The following is a 13,275-nucleotide window of genomic DNA, read 5'->3' on the forward strand; positions in this document are numbered from 1 at the left end:
TGACAACACGTCAGCTACCGACGACTCCATCGAGGTTCATCGAGCAGGGCGGGGCGAAGCGATGCTTGGATCTACTCACGGCACCCTCACCACCGACTTCCGCGCACGGGTCGAGGCCTGCGGGGAGACCCCCAGGACGGCCGTCCACTCCACGGCGGCACCGGCCGCCGGGAACGCGGCCGAACGGGACGTCAGCGGCCGGCCCCTGCACTCCGACGTACCCGACCTGGACCGGTTCTTCCGGCCGGAGTCCGTGGCCGTCATCGGCGCCTCCGACGCCGAGGGCCGGCCCAACACCGGCATCACCCGGCAGCTGATCGCCTGGGCCGAACGCGTCGGCGCCCGCGTGCACCCCGTGCACCCCACCCGGACCTCCGTCTTCGGACTGGCGTGCCACGCCTCCGTGGCCGAGCTGCCCGACCAGGTCGACCTCGCCGTCCTGCTCGTCGCCGACCCCGTCCCGGTCATCGAGGAACTCGCCGACACCAAGATCAGGTTCGCGGTCGCCTTCGCCTCCGGCTTCGCCGAGACCGGCGAGAGCGGCGCCGCCGCCCAGGCCCGGCTGACCGCCGCCGTCCAGCGCTCGGGGCTGCGCCTGCTCGGCCCGAACACCAACCTCAACGCCTTCGAGGAGTTCCGCGAGGACCTCGACGGCCCGGCCATCGCCCTGATCACCCAGTCCGGCCACCAGGGGCGGCCCGTCTACACCCTCCAGGAGCTGGGCATCCGCCTCTCCCACTGGGCCCCCACCGGCAACGAGGCCGACCTGGAGACCGCCGACTTCATCTCCTACTTCGCCGAGCGGCCCGAGGTCGGCGCCATCGCCTGCTACGTCGAGGGCCTCAAGGACGGACGGTCCTTCCTCCTCGCCGCCGACCGGGCCGCCCGCAACGGGGTCCCCGTCGTCGCCGTCAAGGTCGGCCGCACCGAGACCGGCGCCCGCACGGCCGCCTCCCACACCGGCAAACTGACCGGCGCCGACACCGTCGTGGACGCCGCGATGCGCCAGTTCGGCGTCATCCGCGTCGACGGCCTCGACGAACTCCAGGACACCGCCGCCCTCCTCGCCCGGGCCAGGCCCCCGCAGGCGGAGGGGGTCGTCGTCTACTCCATATCCGGCGGCACCGGTGCCCACTTCTCCGACCTGGCGACCGAGGCCGGGCTCACCCTCCCCACCCTCTCGGACGCCAAACAGGCCGAGCTCCACCAGTGGATACCCCCGTACCTCAACGTCGCCAACCCCGTCGACAACGGCGGCCACCCCGTGGGCGACTGGCGCGGCCGCAAGATCATCGACGCGATCCTCGCCGACCCCGCCGTCGGCGTCCTGATCTGCCCGATCACCGGCCCCTTCCCCCCGATGAGCGACAGGCTCGCCCAGGACCTGGTCGACGCCGCCGAAGCCACCGACAAGCTGGTCTGCGTCATCTGGGGCTCCCCCGTCGGCACCGAGGAGGCGTACCGCTCCACCCTCCTCGGCTCCTCCCGCGTGGCCACGTTCCGCACCTTCGGCAACTGCATCACCGCCGTCCGCGCCTACCTCGGCCACCACCGCTTCACGGCCTCCTACCGCTCCCCCTTCGACGAGGCCCCCCGCACCCCCTCCCCCTCCTACCGCAAGGCCCGGGCCCTGATGCGCCCCGGCCAGCAGCTCAGCGAGCACGCGGCGAAGCAGCTGCTGCGGGCCTACGGGATCCGGGTGCCCCGCGAACAGCTGGTCACCAGCGCGGCGGCGGCCGTCCGCGCCGCCGGCCTGGTCGGCTACCCCGTCGTCATGAAGGCCTCGGGGCCGCAACTGTCCCACAAGACGGAACTCGGCCTGGTCAAGGTGGGCCTCACCTCGGCGAGCCAGATCCGCGACGCCTACCGCGAGCTGACGGACATCGCCCGCTACGAGAACATCCCGCTGGACGGGATCCTGGTCTGCCAGATGGTCGAACGCGGCGTCGAGATGGTCGTCGGCGTCACCCGGGACCCCCTCTTCGGCCCGACCGTCACCGTGGGCCTGGGCGGCGTCCTGGTGGAGGTCCTCCACGACGCGGCGGTCCGCGTACCCCCCTTCGGGGAGGACCAGGCCCGCACGATGCTCCGCGAACTCCGCGGCGCCGCGCTGCTGGACGGCGTACGGGGGGCTCCGCCGGCGGACGTGGACGCGCTGGTGGAGGTGGTGCTGCGGGTCCAGCGGATGGCGCTGGAACTGGGCGACGAGCTGTCGGAGCTGGACATCAACCCGCTGATGGTGCTCCCGCGGGGGCAGGGGGCGGTGGCGCTGGACGCGCTCGCCCTCTGCCACTAGCCTCCGGCGGATCCGTGGTCCCGCTGCGCGAGCCGCTCCCCGCCCCGCCCTTCCCCCGTTCCCCGGGCTGCGCCCGGACCCCCGTCCCCACCGCAGCGCGCCCGCCTGCGGACCGCGTCCTGGGGCTCCGCCCCAGACCCCGCGCCTCAAACACCGGCGGGGCCGGATCGTGCTGCCCCGCACACCGCCCGGCCCGCCAGACCCCGCGAACCCCCGATCCCGCACACAGCAGGCACCGCCCGGCCGACCCAGCGGACGCCGGGCCGGGACAGAGGCCCCCGGAACGGAGACCCATGACGCCCGCCGCCCCCTCGGACGAGATCCGGTACCGCTTCGAGAGCGGTGTCTCCTGGATCACCCTCAACCGCCCCGACGCCATGAACGCCCTCACCCGGGACCAGCGCGAGCGCCTCATCGCGCTGCTCGGCGAGGCCTCCGCCGACCCCGGCACCCGTGCCGTCGTCCTCACCGCCACCGGCAAGGGCTTCTGCGCCGGCGCCGACCTCAGAAGCAGCGGCAGCGGCAGCGGCACCACCGACCGCGTCGCCGGCGACGTGGCCCGCATGATCCGCCTCGGGGCGCAGCGCCTCGTCACCGCGGTCCTCGACTGCGAGAAACCCGTCATCGCCGCCGTCAACGGCACGGCCGCCGGCATCGGCGCCCACCTCGCCCTGGCCTGCGACCTCGTCATCGCCGCCGAACAGGCCCGCTTCATCGAGGTGTTCGTCCGCCGCGGCCTCGTCCCCGACGGCGCCGGCGCGTATCTGCTGCCCCGCCTGCTCGGCCCGCAGAAGGCCAAGGAGCTGATGTTCTTCGGCGACGCCGTCCCCGCCGAGGAGGCCGCCCGCCTCGGCCTCGTCAACAAGGTCGTCCCGGCCGACGGGCTGGAGGCGGCCGCCCGGGAGTGGGCCGAGCGCCTCGCCCAGGGCCCCACCCGCGCCCTCGCGCTCACGAAACAGCTGGTCAACGCCTCCCTGGACAGCGACCGCGCCACCGCTCTGGCCGCCGAGGCCACCGCCCAGGAGCTCAACATGACCACCGCCGACGCGAACGAGGGCGTGGCCGCCTTCGTGGAGCGCCGCACCCCCGAGTACCTCGGACGCTGAGGCGCGGGGCCCGGGCCCGCCGCCCCGCCGCCCCGCCGCCCCGCCGCCCCGCCGTCCCGCCGTCCCGCCGTCCTGCCGCTCCCCCGCCCCGCGGCCCGCGGCCCGCGGCCCGCGGCCCGACCACCCGGCTACATCCGCGGGTCCGGCCTCAGCACCGCGAACACCGCGCCCGCCGGGTCCGCCGCCCAGGCGATCCGCCCGACGTCCGGCACGTTCGCCGCCGGCATCAGCACCACGCCCCCGGCCCCCTCCACCGCCGCCACGGTCGCGTCCGCGTCCGCCACGTGGAAGTACGGCACCCAGCGCGGCAGGAAGTTCGACGCCCCGCCCGCCCCCTCCCCCTGCGGCGCGACCCCGCCGAAGGAGGTGTCCTGCTGGTCGCCCTCGGCGAGGCTCAGCACCTGGTACGTCATCCCCGGCGTCTCCATCTTCGCCGACCGCCAGCCGAACACCCGACCGTAGAAGGTGAGTGCCGCCGCCGGATCCGGCACGTGCAGCTCCACCCACACCAGGCTGTTCTCGGCCGAGGCCAGTTCCAGTCCGACCGTCTTCCCGGGCTGCCAGCAGGCGAACCGCGCGCCCTGCGGGTCGGTGAACTGGGCGAGCCAGCCCTCCCCCATCACGTCCATCGGCACCACCCGCACCTTCCCGCCCGCGCGCAGCACGCCGTCGGCGGTGGCCCGGACGTCGGGGCTCTGGAAGTACACCGTCCAGGCCGAGTCCCCCTCCTCCGTCAGCGGTCCGAGCGCGGCCACCGTCCTGCCGTTCTGCCGGAAGAACCCGTATCCGCCCGCCTCGGGCCCGGCGGAGACGAAGTCCCAGCCGAAGACGGCCCGGTAGAAGGCGGCGGCCACGCCGATGTCGGGGCTGCCGAGGTCGAGCCAGTTGGGCGATCCGGTACGGAAGTCGGTGCCGAGCATCAGGTCCTCCACAGGTAGGCGCCACGCAGTCGCTCGCCACCATGCCCACCCCCCACCCGCCGAAGGGCGCACGGGCCGCCACGGCCGGTCGGATTCACCCGTTCGGCGTCACCGCGTCCGCGCCCCCGCCCGCGCCGCGGGCTTCCCCGCCCACACACCCCTTCTCATCTGACGAGCCGTCAGGTTCAATCGAAGGGTGATGGGACACGCAGGGATGGCGGCCACCGTCGTCCGATACCTCAGGTCAGCCGGCTCCCCCACCTCCGCTGCCGGGGAGCCCGGTACCGCGCAGGTCGACGCTCTTCCGCGCCCCGACCTGCGGGCCGTCGGCGAGGACGAGCGCGCGCCCGTCAGCCCCGCCGAGTTCCGGGCCGTCCTCGGCAACTTCGCCAGCGGGGTCACGGTCATCACCGCGCCGCCCGCCGACGACGAGGAGGGCCCTGCGGGCTTCGCCTGCCAGTCCTTCGCCTCACTCTCCCTCGACCCGCCCCTGGTCACCTTCATGGTGGCCCGTACGTCGACCACCTGGCCGCGCATCGCCCGCGCCGGGGTGTTCTGCGTCAACATCCTGGGCGCCGACCAGGGGGAGCTCTGCCGCGCCTTCGCCGTCAGCGGCACCGACAAGTTCGCCGGCGTCTCCCACCGACCCGCCCCGGCCACCGGGTCCCCGCAGCTCGACGACGTCCCCGCCTGGATCGACTGCCGGATCCACGCCGTCCACACCGGCGGGGACCATCTGATCGTCGTCGGCCGGGTCGAGGCCATGGGCGCCGAGGGCGAGGGCGGTCCCCTCCTCTTCCACAAGGGCCGCTTCGGGCGCCTGGCCGACTGATCCCGGCCGCGGCCCGGCGCGCGTGAGGCACACCGGGCCACCGGCCCGCCCTCAGAACGTGAGCACGCCCCGCGCCACCCGCCCGTGCCGCGCGTCGTCCACGGCCTTCGCGAAGTCCTCCACCGGGTAGACCTCCGTCACCAGCTCGTCCAGCAGCAGCTTCCCCTGCCGGTACAGCCCGGCGTACAGGGCGATGTCGCGCTGGGGGCGCGAGGACCCGTACCGGCACCCCATGATCGTCTTGTCCAGGTACATCGAGGAGACCAGGAACGACGCCTCCTCCTTGAACCCCGGCACGCCCAGCAGCACCGCCTGCCCGTGCCGGTCCAGCAGGTCCACGGCCTGCCGGATCAGCTTCACACTGCCCACGCACTCGAAGGCGTGGTCCGCACCGGTCGGCAGGACCTCCCGGACGGCCGCCGAGGTGTCGGCCAGGGACCCGGCCGCCGAGGCGTCCACGAAGTGCGTCGCGCCGAACCGCCGCGCCACCGCCTCCTTCGCCGGGTTCGCGTCCACGGCCACGATCACCGACGCGCCCGCGATCCGGGCCCCCTGGATGACGTTCAGGCCGATCCCGCCCGTCCCGATGACCACGACGGTCTCCCCGAGCCCCACCCTCGCCCGGTTCAGCACGGCCCCCACCCCGGTGAGCACCCCGCAGCCGATCAGCGCGGCCGAGGTCATCGGGATGTCCTCGGGGATCTTCACCGCCTGCACGGCCCTGACCAGGGTCCGCTCCGCGAACGCCGAGTTCGACGCGAACTGGAACAGCGGCTGCCCGCCGCGCGAGAACGGCCGGTCCGGCATCCCGATCGCCCGGCGGCACATCGTCGGCCGGCCGCGGTCGCAGTCCGCGCAGGCCCCGCAGTTGGCGAGGGTCGACAGGGAGACATGGTCACCGGGCGCCACGTGCGTCACCCCCGGCCCCACCGCCTCGACCACCCCGGCCCCCTCGTGCCCGAGCACCACCGGCGGCGGGAAGGGGATCGTCCCGTCGATCACCGAAAGGTCGCTGTGGCAGAGCCCGGCCGCGGTGATCGCGACCAGCACCTCCCCCGGTCCCGGGTCCCGTATCTCCAGGTCCCCGACCACCTGGGCCTGCTTGCCGTCGAACACGACGCCTCTCACCTGGGCTCCTTAGGCAGGCCGAGCACCCGCTCGGCGATGATGTTCCGCTGGATCTCGTCCGAGCCGCCGTAGATCGTGTCGGCCCGGCTGAACAGGAACAGGCGCTGCTCCTGGTCGAGTCCGAACTCGTACGGGACCCCGCGCGCCCAGGGCCCCGGCCCGGCGGTGGCCCGGGCGCCCCCGACCGCCACCGCCAGCTCGCCGAGCCGCCGGTGCCAGCCGCCCCACAGCAGCTTCGCGACGCTCGGCGCACCGGCGTCCCCGGCCTCCCCGAGGGTCCGCAGGGCGTTCCAGCGCATGGTGCGCAGCTCGGCCCACTGCCGTACGAGCCGCTCCCTCAGCACCGGATCGGGCGCACCCGAAGCCGCGTACGCCGCGACCACCCGCTCCAGTTCCGCCGCGAACCCGATCTGCTGGACCAGGGTGGAGACCCCGCGTTCCAGGGCCAGCAGTCCCATGGCCACGGTCCAGCCGTTGCCCTCGCCGCCGACGACCTCCTCCGCGACGGCCCCGTCGAAGAAGACCTCGTTGAACTCGGCCGTCCCCGACATCTGCCGGATGGGCCGGACCTCCACCCGGCCCGGCTGGTCCATCCGGACCAGGAGGAAGGACAGGCCGCGGTGGCGGCGCGAGCCGGGCTCGGTGCGGGCGAGGACGAAGCACCAGTCGGCCTCGCGGGCCAGGGAGGTCCAGATCTTCTGGCCGGTGACGCGCAGCAGCCCGTCCGCCGGGTCCCGGACGGCCGCGGTGCGCAGCCCGGCGAGGTCGGACCCGGCGTCGGGTTCGCTGTAGCCCTGGCACCACAGCTCCTCGCCACGGGCGATGCCGGGCAGGAAGCGGGCCTGCTGCTCGGGGGTGCCGTGGGCGAGGAGGGTGGGGGCGAGGAGGTTCTCGCCGATGTGGCCGACCCGGCCGGGGGCGCGCTGCGCGGCGTACTCCTCCGCCCAGACCACCTGCCCGGTGAGGGAGAGCCGCTGCTGTCCGTAGGCGCCGGCCGGGGCGTCCCAGCCGGTGCCGATCCAGCCGCCGCGGCCGAGCTCCCGTTCCCAGTCGCGGCGGGCTCCGAGGCCCTCGTGCTCGCTGCCGGGCCCGCCGAGGCCGATGGCCGCCTCGTACGGGCCGACGAGGTGTCCGGCGAGCCAGGCCCGGGCGCGGGCGCGCAGTTCCCCGGCCTCCGGGCCGAAGCTGAAGTCCACGCTGCTTCCCCTTCCTCCCCCCTTCCCCGGCCCTCAGGCGTTCGGGCGGTCCTTGGCGGCGGCCGCCTTGGCCATGGCCTCCAGCTGGGCGAGCATCGGCATCGGGTCGGTGCCGACGGTGCCGGGGAGGAAGTCGGCGATCTTCTCGGGGGTCCAGGCCCCTTCGGCGTACCCGGCGCGCAGTTCGCGCGGCTGGGCCCAGACGGCGATCTTCGGACCGGCGATCGTGTAGACCTGCCCGGTGATGCCCTCGGTCCTGGCGCGGTCGCTGAGCAGGTACGTCACGAGCGCGGCGACGTCCTCGGGCTCGCCGATCTCCTTGAGCTCCATGGGCACGTTGGCGGACATCCGGGTCCGGGCAACGGGGGCGACGGCGTTGGCGGTGACCCCGTACTTGCTGAGCCCGAGGGCGGCGCTGCGGACGAGGGAGATGATCCCGCCCTTGGCGGCGCTGTAGTTGGCCTGGGCGACGGAGCCCTGGTGGTTGCCGCTGGTGAAGCCGATGAGCGTGCCGGTGCCCTGCCGGCGCATGACGGCGGAGGCGGCGCGGAAGACGGTGAAGGTGCCCTTGAGGTGGGTGGCGACGACGGGGTCCCACTCCTCCTCGGACATGTTGAAGAGCATCCGCTCGCGCAGGATGCCCGCGACGCAGACCACGCCGTCGATGCGCCCGTACTCGGCGAGGGCGGTGTCGACGACGCGCTGGCCGCCGGCCATGGTGGAGATGTCGTCGGCGACGGCCACCGCCTCGCCGCCGGCCGCGAGGATCTCCTTGACGACGTCCTCCGCCACCTCGCTGGTGGGCGCGTTCCCCTCGATCCCGACGCCGTAGTCGTTGACGACGACCCTGGCGCCCTCGGCGGCGGCGGCGAGCGCCACGGCGCGGCCGATGCCCCGGCCCGCGCCGGTGACGGCGACGGCCTTGCCTGACAAGAAGTTCCCCACGTCCGGCCCCTTCCCGCTTTTTCTGACGGTCCGTTAGATTCTATGACCAGTCAGATCCCTTCCCACAAGCCCCTGTTCGTCCAAGGAGTGGATGGCGGCCATGACCCTGCCCCCCGAGTTCCACGAGATCGCCAAACGCGTCAACAACTGGGGACGGTGGGGAGCCGACGACGAGATCGGCACCCTGAACCTGATCACCGAGGAGGTCGTCCGGGCGGCGGCCGCGGAGGTCCGCATGGGGCGCCGCGTCCCCCTGGCCCTCCCGCTGAAGGAGGACGGGGTGCAGGCCGGCATGATCCCGGGGCGGATCAACCCGCTCCACACCATGGTCCAGATCAACCAGGAGCTCTTCGGCCCGGGCACGGTGGCCTGCAGCGACGACGCCGTGACGATGGGCCTCCAGGCGGCCACCCACTGGGACGCCCTGACCCACGTCTCCCACTCGGGCCGGATCTACAACGGCCGCCCCGCCTCCACGATCACCGCGCACGCCCGGGCCCTGTACAGCGGTATCGACAAGGCCGCCCCGATCGTCTCGCGCGGGGTCCTCCTCGACGTGGCCCGCGCCAAGGGCGTGGACCGCCTCCCGGGCGGCCACGCGGTCACCCCGGAGGACCTGGCGGAGGCGGAGGAGTTCGCCGGGCTGACGGTCCGCGCGGGCGACATCGTCCTGGTCCGCACCGGCCAGATCCAGGTCTACCTGACGGGCGACAGGCACGGCTACGGCTTCCCGTCACCCGGCCTCTCGATCCACACCCCGGAGTGGTTCCACGCCCGCGACGTGGCGGCCGTCGCGAACGACACCCTCACCTTCGAGATCTTCCCGCCCGAGATCGAGAACCTCTGGCTGCCGGTGCACGCGCTGGACCTGGTCGAGATGGGCATGCACCAGGGCCAGAACTGGAACCTGGAGTCCCTGTCCACAGCCTGTGCGGAAGCGGGCCTCTACGCCTTCCTCCTCTCGGCGATGCCGGAACCCTTCGTGGGCGGCACGGGCACGCCGGTGGCCCCGGTCGCGATCCTCTGACCCCCGACCACCAGACTGAACCACACCGCCTTCACGCACTCCCCCTGCGCCACGGCGGCCCAGTCGTCGGCATAGGCGGCCACGAGCCCGAGCCCCCGCCCACAGGTCGCCAGCCCCCCGAACCCACCGCCGCCGCCCTGCGGCCAGCGCTCGGGGGCGCAGTCGGACACGTAGACGGTCACCCGGTCGCCGGTGAACGCGACCTCGACCCCGATCTCAGGCGTATCGGTGTGCCGGTAGGCATTCGTCACCACCTCGGACGCACAGAGCCGCGCCCGCTCCTCCAACTCACCGTGCCCGGCACTCCGCATGACGGAAGCCACCCAGTCACGGGCGATCCGAGGGGTGTCGGCCCGACTCGGCGCGACCATGCGGTAGCTGAGCCCGGCCCCGGGGGCGGGCTCGACGTGCAGTGATGCGCTCGTGTTCATCGTGGGTTCATCTCCCTACGCGGACGACCGTGAGCCCGGCCCCTGCAACCCGTGTCCCTGGCCATCCGCACACCCCAACAGGGCTGCGGGCGGCTGCACTTCGGGCGTCGGTCCGGCTTCCCAACCATCGGAACGTAGGGCACAACATTGGGACGGCGCAACAGTGGTACGCCCGTAACATCCGATCGAGTGGACCCGCACCTGATCGAGGCGGCACACTCGTAGCCGGATGAGACGGAGGGGCCATGCCGCCAAGGAGCTATCCGACCGCACGTCAGCGGAGGTTGGGCGCAGAGCTGCGCAAGCTGCGCGAGAAAGCCGGAATGAACGGGGCGACCGCAGCAGCCTACTTGGGCGGCGAACGCGCCCAGATCAGCCACATCGAATCCGGCCGGTACGGAGTCAGCGACGAACGCGTCCGACGCCTCGCCACGCACTACTCCGCCACAGACAAGCACCTCATCGACGCACTCGCGAGCATGGCCGAGGAGCGCGGTAAGGGCTGGTGGGACGAGTACCGGGGAGTCCTGTCGCCCGGCTTTCTCGACGTGGCGGAGCTGGAGTTCCACGCCACGTACATCCGCGTCATCCAAATGCTGCACGTCCCTGGACAGCTCCAGACCGAGGCCTACGCCCGCAGCCTGATCCGAAGCGGCATGTCCGACCTCCCCACCAGCGAGCTGAACACGCGCGTCGAGCACCGCACGCGGCGCCGCACCATCTTCGACCGCCCCCACCCCACGCCCTTCGAGGCGTTCGTCCACGAGGCCGCCCTGCGCATGCGTTACTGCGACGCGGAGGTCATGCGGGAGCAGCTCGCCTTCCTGGACGAGGTATCCCACTGGCCGTCGGTCACCGTCCGCATCATCCCTTTCGACCGGAAGATCACGGGCTCCGTGCACTCGATGCTCTACGCCGGGGGCATCATCCCGGCACTCGACACCGTCCAGATCGACAGCGCTTTCGACGGCGGGTTCCTGGACGCAGAGGCTCAACTCGCCAAGTACCGAGGGTTGCTCGAATCCATCGAGTCGATCTCGCTCGGACCGGAAGAGTCGAGAGAACACATTCACCGCATCGCTCAGGAAGTGTGAGTCAAGGCGCATGACCGACGGAATCAAGTGGCAGAAGTCCTCGTTCTCGGGACCGGACGACAATCAGAGCTGCGTTGAGCTGGCGCCCGTCGCGGGCGCGATCAAGATGCGGGAGAGTGACGACCCCGAGGTGATCGTGACGACGACCGTGGAGAAGCTTCGCGCCTTCATCCTCGGCGTCAAGGCCGGCGAGTTCGATCACCTGATCTGACGAACCTCAACCGCGAGTGCCCCCCATCTGGGCAGATGAGGGGCACTCAGCATATGCCGGTACAACTTTGGGACGGCGCACCATTGCGACGGAAGGTTGCGTAACGCTATCGTCGCCGTACGTCACCGGAGTGGACGGCCCGCCAGGCCGCACCCCGTGTCGTAACTCGCGCCAACCTATGCGCCGGTTGGCGCGAGTACCCACTCTCCTCGACGGCAGGAGACCGGCCACATGCCCGCGCGACACCACACCCCGCACATCACCGGGACTAACCCCCTGGACCACACGGTGTCCATCCTCACCGGCTACTGGTTCGAGGCCCTCTGCCACCACGACGCCTACGACGGTCCACCCGAACTCCTCGACCGCACCATGCTGGACACCCGCGAGGAGGCCATCCGCCTCATCCGCGTCCAGATCCGCACCGCCCACCCCTTCGCCCTCTCCCCCACGGAAGTGGACCGGGCCCTCGCCTGGGCCGACGGCGACGGCCGCGTCCACGCCCTCGCCGCCCTCCACCGCGGCGAAACCGCCGGCTTCAGCATCGTCCTGCGCAACGGCCTTCGCCCCGAATGGCGCGTCCGCCCCGTCGACTACCTCTCGCTCACCCGCACACACACCAGAACTCCTTGAGTCCGGGTGGCCGACTGGGCCCGCCCCGCCGGGATGAAGTCGGGCGGACGATCAATGCCCTCAAAGGCTTCCGCGCGGTGGTCGCGACGAGCGCGCCTACGCCTTCCAGGGCGCCGATACCGTCGCGGCAATCCGGCTCTGCCTCCGGGATGGATCCATTATCGCGGTCCGCGGAGGCACCTGTCACCGTTCTCCAGAATGATCTTTACGCCCGTTATGCACCCCTAAGGTTTCGGGGAACGAACACAACGCACCTACCTGACCTGGGAGTCGAGAGTGGCGCACGACGTTGCCGCGTTGGCGGAGGAACTCACCACCATGGCCGCAGCCGACCATCTGTCCGCGGTCCACGCGAACAGCGATGACCCCGCTGAGCAGTTGGCGTGGCGACGACTGACCGCACGGCACGCCGACCGACTCGGCGAGATCATGGACGAGTACGGCTGGCCGACGGCGGACACGGTCGGCGAGGAGGCCGCCCGGGCAGCGTGGCTGATCGCCCAGCACGCCGACCGGCAGCTCGACGTTCAGCGACGCGCCCTGGAGCTGATGCAGCAGTCGGTTTCGGCAGGCTTGGCAGGCGGGCGCGAGCTGGCCTTTCTACACGACCGCACGCTGGTCAACGAAGGCCGCAAACAGATCTACGGCACACAGATGGCCGGTGTGATGGACGGAGCACCGGTCCCGTGGCCCTGCGAAGAGCCCGAGCGCATGAACGAACTCCGTGCCGAAGTCGGCATCGAGCCCTTCGACGAGTACATCGCCAAGTTCTCCATAGCCTGACGCCCGTCACGTCCGGCGGATCATGCTCCGAAGCCCACCTGCCGCAAGCGTGGTCCGCCGGACAGGTCCCAAGCCTGTCCCGATGCCCGGTGCCGCTTCGCATACGACCAGGTCACCGCCGTCATCAGGGCAGGTATCGCGAACAGCGGGGCGAAGGTGAACCACCAGACGGTCAGTGCCATATCGCTGGACATGTACGTCTGCCTCTCGACGGCGAAGGCGACCACGAGTTGCCACAGTGCCCCCAGGACCAGGACGCCCGAGGCGGTCCAGGCCAGCCTGGCGAGGGCCCGGGGTCGCAGTGGCCGCCACCGGTCACTCACGAGCAGCAGCGGAAACAGGGCGGCCACCTCGGCAAGGACGGAGAGCCCGACGACGTACGCGATGCCCCATCCCGGGATGTCGAAGACCTCGCGCAGCACCTGATCGCTGTATCCCACGTACACACCGGAGGCCATGGCGATGCGCCACAGACCGGACGGGACCGCGCACAGGGCTATGGCGTGCACGGCGCGGCGAGCCCAGACAGGGGCGGGGGTGGGGAGGGGAGCGTCGGCTGTCGTCATGACGTCCATGCTGGCTTCGCACGCGGCTGCCCCACATCGTCCGCCGCGGCGGTCCGTCTCCCCCTGCCGGGGGACAGGGCGCCCGCTGGGGGATGACCGGAGCGGGA

At 72.2% G+C, this 13,275-nt stretch carries 14 protein-coding genes; 8 read left to right on the forward strand and 6 right to left on the reverse strand.

The window, feature by feature from the left end; all coding sequences use genetic code 11:
• Nucleotides 1-61: 61 nt before the first annotated feature.
• Both ACFY15_RS24015 and ACFY15_RS24020 read left to right on the forward strand, forming a co-directional pair.
• Nucleotides 62-2,296, forward strand: coding sequence for an acetate--CoA ligase family protein (locus ACFY15_RS24015; RefSeq protein ID WP_390687825.1), 2,235 nt, complete (start codon nucleotides 62-64; stop codon nucleotides 2,294-2,296).
• A 293-nt stretch (nucleotides 2,297-2,589) separates the two neighbouring features.
• Complete coding sequence (locus ACFY15_RS24020; RefSeq protein ID WP_390687826.1) at nucleotides 2,590-3,402, forward strand: enoyl-CoA hydratase/isomerase family protein; 813 nt, start codon at nucleotides 2,590-2,592, stop codon at nucleotides 3,400-3,402.
• A gap of 128 nt (nucleotides 3,403-3,530) precedes the next feature.
• Here the strand turns inward: ACFY15_RS24020 and ACFY15_RS24025 are convergent, their stop codons facing one another.
• Complete coding sequence (locus ACFY15_RS24025) at nucleotides 3,531-4,322, reverse strand: VOC family protein (RefSeq protein ID WP_390687827.1); 792 nt, start codon at nucleotides 4,320-4,322, stop codon at nucleotides 3,531-3,533.
• 214 nt (nucleotides 4,323-4,536) lie between these two features.
• On the opposite strand from ACFY15_RS24025, the gene ACFY15_RS24030 reads away from it, so the two are divergent.
• Nucleotides 4,537-5,154, forward strand: coding sequence for a flavin reductase family protein (locus tag ACFY15_RS24030; protein ID WP_390687987.1), 618 nt, complete (start codon nucleotides 4,537-4,539; stop codon nucleotides 5,152-5,154).
• Nucleotides 5,155-5,205: 51 nt separating this feature from the next.
• Here ACFY15_RS24030 and ACFY15_RS24035 read toward each other — a convergent pair whose 3' ends face one another.
• From ACFY15_RS24035 to ACFY15_RS24045, 3 genes are read right to left on the reverse strand one after another with little or no spacing between them, the layout of a single operon-like run.
• Complete coding sequence (locus ACFY15_RS24035) at nucleotides 5,206-6,282, reverse strand: Zn-dependent alcohol dehydrogenase (protein WP_390687828.1); 1,077 nt, start codon at nucleotides 6,280-6,282, stop codon at nucleotides 5,206-5,208.
• Nucleotides 6,279-7,478, reverse strand: a complete 1,200-nt coding sequence (locus tag ACFY15_RS24040) for an acyl-CoA dehydrogenase family protein (protein WP_390687829.1) — start codon at nucleotides 7,476-7,478, stop codon at nucleotides 6,279-6,281. The genes ACFY15_RS24035 and ACFY15_RS24040 overlap by 4 nt, the downstream gene beginning before the upstream one ends.
• Before the next feature lie 33 nt (nucleotides 7,479-7,511).
• Nucleotides 7,512-8,423 (reverse strand): SDR family oxidoreductase, encoded by a 912-nt coding sequence (locus ACFY15_RS24045; protein ID WP_390687830.1) that lies wholly within the window; start codon nucleotides 8,421-8,423, stop codon nucleotides 7,512-7,514.
• Nucleotides 8,424-8,523: 100 nt separating this feature from the next.
• On the opposite strand from ACFY15_RS24045, the gene ACFY15_RS24050 reads away from it, so the two are divergent.
• A complete protein-coding gene (locus ACFY15_RS24050) occupies nucleotides 8,524-9,450 on the forward strand; it encodes a cyclase family protein (RefSeq protein WP_390687831.1) in 927 nt (308 codons plus the stop codon).
• On the opposite strand, the gene ACFY15_RS24055 is transcribed toward ACFY15_RS24050, so the two are convergent.
• A complete protein-coding gene (locus ACFY15_RS24055; protein ID WP_390687832.1) occupies nucleotides 9,369-9,881 on the reverse strand; it encodes an ATP-binding protein in 513 nt (170 codons plus the stop codon). The genes ACFY15_RS24050 and ACFY15_RS24055 overlap by 82 nt on opposite strands.
• 245 nt (nucleotides 9,882-10,126) lie before the next feature.
• On the opposite strand from ACFY15_RS24055, the gene ACFY15_RS24060 reads away from it, so the two are divergent.
• From ACFY15_RS24060 to ACFY15_RS24075, 4 genes are all read left to right on the forward strand, one after another.
• Nucleotides 10,127-10,975, forward strand: coding sequence for a helix-turn-helix domain-containing protein (locus ACFY15_RS24060; RefSeq protein ID WP_390687833.1), 849 nt, complete (start codon nucleotides 10,127-10,129; stop codon nucleotides 10,973-10,975).
• 10 nt (nucleotides 10,976-10,985) lie between these two features.
• The gene (locus tag ACFY15_RS24065) at nucleotides 10,986-11,186 is read left to right on the forward strand and encodes a DUF397 domain-containing protein (protein ID WP_390687834.1); all 201 of its coding nucleotides are present in this window, start codon (nucleotides 10,986-10,988) and stop codon (nucleotides 11,184-11,186) included.
• Nucleotides 11,187-11,417: 231 nt separating this feature from the next.
• A complete protein-coding gene (locus ACFY15_RS24070; RefSeq protein ID WP_390687835.1) occupies nucleotides 11,418-11,819 on the forward strand; it encodes a hypothetical protein in 402 nt (133 codons plus the stop codon).
• 276 nt (nucleotides 11,820-12,095) lie between these two features.
• A complete protein-coding gene (locus tag ACFY15_RS24075; RefSeq protein WP_390687836.1) occupies nucleotides 12,096-12,602 on the forward strand; it encodes a DUF6624 domain-containing protein in 507 nt (168 codons plus the stop codon).
• A gap of 20 nt (nucleotides 12,603-12,622) precedes the next feature.
• Here ACFY15_RS24075 and ACFY15_RS24080 read toward each other — a convergent pair whose 3' ends face one another.
• On the reverse strand, nucleotides 12,623-13,177 hold the full coding sequence (locus ACFY15_RS24080) for a hypothetical protein (RefSeq protein ID WP_390687837.1): 555 nt from the start codon (nucleotides 13,175-13,177) through the stop codon (nucleotides 12,623-12,625).
• Between the last annotated feature and the right edge of the window lie 98 nt (nucleotides 13,178-13,275).

Origin of the sequence: Streptomyces sp. NPDC001373 (assembly GCF_042895815.1) — a bacterium.
Lineage (GTDB): Bacteria > Actinomycetota > Actinomycetes > Streptomycetales > Streptomycetaceae > Streptomyces.